The organism is Rickettsiales bacterium, assembly GCA_025210695.1.
Taxonomy (GTDB): Bacteria; Pseudomonadota; Alphaproteobacteria; order Rickettsiales; family CANDYO01; genus CANDYO01.
In genome coordinates this window covers 1-4,225 of record JAOARE010000044.1, presented here as the reverse complement: position 1 = coordinate 4,225, position 4,225 = coordinate 1, and the positions used below count along the sequence as shown (strand labels likewise).

4 protein-coding genes are annotated in these 4,225 nt (G+C 34.5%); all 4 read right to left on the bottom strand.

Translation table 11 applies throughout. From position 1 onward, the window contains the following. Positions 1–239, bottom strand: a 239-nt coding sequence (locus N4A31_07275) for a hypothetical protein (protein ID MCT4636016.1), incomplete at its 3' end; no start/stop codon positions are given. Positions 240–403: 164 nt separating this feature from the next. After that, positions 404–1,243 carry a class I SAM-dependent methyltransferase gene (locus N4A31_07270; GenBank protein MCT4636015.1) on the bottom strand — a complete coding sequence of 280 codons (840 nt, stop codon included), beginning with the start codon at positions 1,241–1,243 and terminating at the stop codon, positions 404–406. A 171-nt stretch (positions 1,244–1,414) separates the two neighbouring features. Then, positions 1,415–3,406: a hypothetical protein gene (locus N4A31_07265; protein MCT4636014.1), complete on the bottom strand. Its 1,992-nt coding sequence runs from the start codon at positions 3,404–3,406 to the stop codon at positions 1,415–1,417. Between the two features lie 91 nt (positions 3,407–3,497). After that, complete coding sequence (locus N4A31_07260; GenBank protein ID MCT4636013.1) at positions 3,498–4,145, bottom strand: hypothetical protein; 648 nt, start codon at positions 4,143–4,145, stop codon at positions 3,498–3,500. Between the last annotated feature and the right edge of the window lie 80 nt (positions 4,146–4,225).

The following is a 4,225-nucleotide window of genomic DNA, read 5'->3' as shown; positions in this document are numbered from 1 at the left end:
ATCTTATATTTCAGTTCGCTCTGTAGCTCTTGTATAATAGCTCGAACAGATATATTGTTGTCATCACTTCCATCATTAAACATACTAAAGAATATGGCAAATGGTGATGAGAGTATTAGTAATACTAAAATGAGCGGTGTTAATACTGACATTAGTATTATCCACCGCCCGTTTTTATCTGTGCCAAGTTTTCCTATTGTTGTTGCTACGTTTGTTAAAATTATCGGGTCAACTGCCATTTATATACCTCCATATATGATTTTATTTATCTCTATATAAATTCAAGAGACAGCTTATTACTTAGTAGCTGTCTCTTGAAAAATATTATTTATCTGAAACTACTGCACATACAAAATTTATATTCTCAAAAGCACAGTAATAGTCACTACGACATTCAAAGTATCTATTTTGGAATTTCTAAAGGTGTTAAATGTTCATAAATAAGCAATCCAACTTTTTTCAAATATTTTTCTAAGCTTAAATAGTCGTACCCTATTTTCATGGATTCTCCACTTTCTTTAGCTAATTCGACCATTTTTTGTACACGTATTGAATTCTTTTCATTGTTAAATATGTTTTCATCTGGATAATCAAATACCACTGTGCTGCCTTTCGCGGCTATCTTCATTATTCCATTTAATGTTTTTAACATTTCTTCTTTTGTTAGATAATATGTTACTCCAAGCCAACTAAATAAAGTCAACTTCTCTGGATTAAAATCTGATTTCATTATCTCTACTGAAAAATCATCTTTTAAAAAATCAACAGGTATAAATTTGTGAGACTTGTTCATATCCCAATGATTGTTTTCAATACGCTCAATTTTTAGGTTTTGTGTATCAGGGTGGTCTACTTCATATACTTTGATATTGTCTAATAGCTCAGGTCTTCTAAAGGCAAAAGTATCAAAACCTGCACCTAGTATTACATATTGTTGTACACCTAATTTTATTGCTTGTTCAAGAATATCTTCGGTATATCTACTCCTCGCTAATGGAGTAGGAGCTATTTGCGTCTGCATAACCCATTCTAATGCTTCTTGTGAATTATGTAGATGAGTTTCTTCTGATTTAAAAAAATTAAATCCATTAGTCATATGCATTGGGATTCCTATAAGCTCTTCTTCTGTTAGCATATCTTGTGCTAAATAGTCATGAAAAATTTTAGGTTCATCATTCATAGCATGATAAGCCCTCCCATATGCACAAATTATAGCCGTCATACTCGCTTTACCGTTTACCATAGTAATTTTCTCCTCTACAAAATTATTTTTTTGGGAATTATTTTTTAAAACTATTGACATTTTAATAAATATATGATATAATATTATTTTACAATAGTTTTAATCATTACTATATTATAATTAATATGACTTGTCAATTTCTAAATCTATTTTCTGTGTCATCACTATCTTTTATCTATAATAAGGGGCACTATGCCAATCTGAGAATACATTCCCTTTTATTGTCACCCTATCGCTTAAGTTAACCCTTAACATTCCATCTGGTGTCCAACAATCTAATACCTTTGCATATACTTCATACTTTCCATCTGGATAAGGTAAGGGGGTAAAGTGTGTTCTACTATTAAAGGTGGAGTACATATTTTCCCTGAATTCAAATGTTGTTGCTCCAGTTTTTTCAAGCAATCTCCAAAACGTATCATAATTAAACTCTGGAAAATAGGTAACAACATTCTGTGCAATTGTATAATGGTTTGATGGTGAATTGGTTGTTATACCTGCATTTATCTTAGTATCTACCCCATATCCGCTTGCCATCGTATATTCTCCATACAGTTCCTTTGCAGTTGGATTATGACTATCAGGTATCAAGTCCATATTAGCGTAAATACTTGCTGTGTATTGAGTAAAGGTATACACCCATTCTCCGTGGTCCTCCCACCATCCCTCGTCTTTCCATTCATATCTGTGCACCCTCTTTGTACTGCCATCTTTATTGGTCTTAGTGTAGCATCCACTATGATACTTCTTCCAGTCTTCATGCCATCTATAATCTGCATCCCACTGTGCATTGTAGATTCCCCATTCCGCAGTTGTTTTATCTGCCTGCTGTGGTAAATCTGGTATCGCAGAGTTTGCCATGGTGTCTGTAGGACGTGGATCAGGGGGTACATTCTCCGATAGGCTTTCTATTTTGACCTTAAAAGACTTACTCCTTCCCCCTTCTTTAAGTCTAGCCGAAGAGTTACCTGTGATATTAACGCTGACCGTTACTTCACATGGCTGTGATGGTGTTTTCCACTTCAACCAAGCGTATTGACTATTCCCCTCTGGTATAACTATTGGTGTAGTCGTTGACTGTCCATTGGCTGTGATGGTTACATAACCTTTACCATCTGAAGGATTTGTATAAGCACTTTTCCTAGTATCTACTTCTATATGCCGTGTATCTGGTGTGATATCTCCATTAGCAGCTTCTACCATTACGGACGTAATAACATCTGTATTGACTCTATATGTATAATCGTATGTTGTGTCATTGGGTACTACATCAGCTCCATTAGCTTCAAGCATTCTCATACCGATGCCACCACCTCTAATTATCCTATCATCGCTCCAATGAACACCGTCTTTTAAAGGTTTTGTTACTGGAATACCTACCCAGCTTTCTTCAAGTACTATGGAATTAGGCAAATCGCTGTGTGTCATTCCTGCTACATACTGACCTGTTTCACCCCAGAACCAGTTGAAGTATCCCAGTTTCTGTGATAGTGCATATTCTGTAGCAGTAAAAGCTATGGGTTGTCGGTATCCTTTGCTATTGGGTTTTGTGTAAGTGATTATAACAGGTTCATAAACTATGAGCCATGCTACTCTATTTTGATATTGTCCGTTGATTTTGACTGGTAGTATTTCTTCTGGTGGGTATAACGCTGTTTTGCCATTTATGGTGAATTGGATGTTTTGTACTAGACCTTCTCTTGTTGTGCCTTTTTGATCTGCAAAGGCATCAATTAGCCCTATTAAAGTCCTTGTATCACCAAAATATGATTTCACAGAGCTTAAGTTACCCCCATTTGTTATTGGAATTGGCGGTGGTGAATCCTCAATATATGTAATTGAATTAAAATTTACATTATTTAAATGGGCTCCACTTGAATAATCTATTTTGCTATGACTACTAGTTACCAAGTTACTAGGTAATGAAAAAGAAGTAGGTTTTACAATTACAGGATTATTACCAACCATTTTAAACTCATTTATATTATCATTCATATCTGCTTCATTGCTTAACCCAACATATACAGAAACTTTATACATAAATTCTGTTCCTCTATAAAATCCTTTACCTTCTAAAGCGTTATTAGTATTACCATTCCCACTATTTGCATTATCTTCAGCAAATATAATCACTGTGGAAAATACTATACATATTATTAACATCAATAATATTATCTTTTTCAAATTCTCATCTCCTAACGTAAAAAAGCCAATTCATCATCAATGAATTGACTTTTCAAATATTAAAATTAACTCAAAATTTATCCCCGCTTCCCCACTCTCCATCTCCATAGTTTGAACCATCATGTCCACCAGGTGCATTATTGTTCTCTTGATTTGTAGGTGGTTTTAAAAATGGATTTTCACTATCAGGTACTAAATTATTACCTTTATCTTCTGATGTATCTTTTGGAACTTCTGGAGTTACTATGACTGGGTCTTTCACAGGCTTTTCTTCTACTTTAGGTTGCTCTTCATATTTAGGTGGATAAGGGTTCTCTTCTTCATCCCCCTCCTTAACTACATCTTCATCTTTAGGTATTGGATCTGTATCAGTATTCACTGGATCACTAGAAGGTTCTTCCTTTGGCAAATCATCTTTTGGTGGTTCAGGCTTTGGTGGAACTACTGGCTTTTCTATTTCCACCATTACTTCTTCCTCTTGGTTTTGATTTTTCTTTTCTTGCTCAGGTTCAGTTATTTTTATCTCAGGTACATCAAAAGTCACCTTATTTTCAATATCCTCTACCTTTACCTCAGGTTGCTGCTCTTCTTGTGTCTCTACTATTTGATCTACCTGTGTAGTTGGTTGAGATTTAAGATATATTCCATAAGCTATTGTTAAAGCTACAATTAATAATATGGTACTAATGCTTATACGCTTTACTATATTATTCTTCATCATATCCCTCCAATGTGTTTTTAATACGAGAAGCCAATATCTCAATTTTCATTAGCTCTTGATTAATGGTTTCTCTGCCT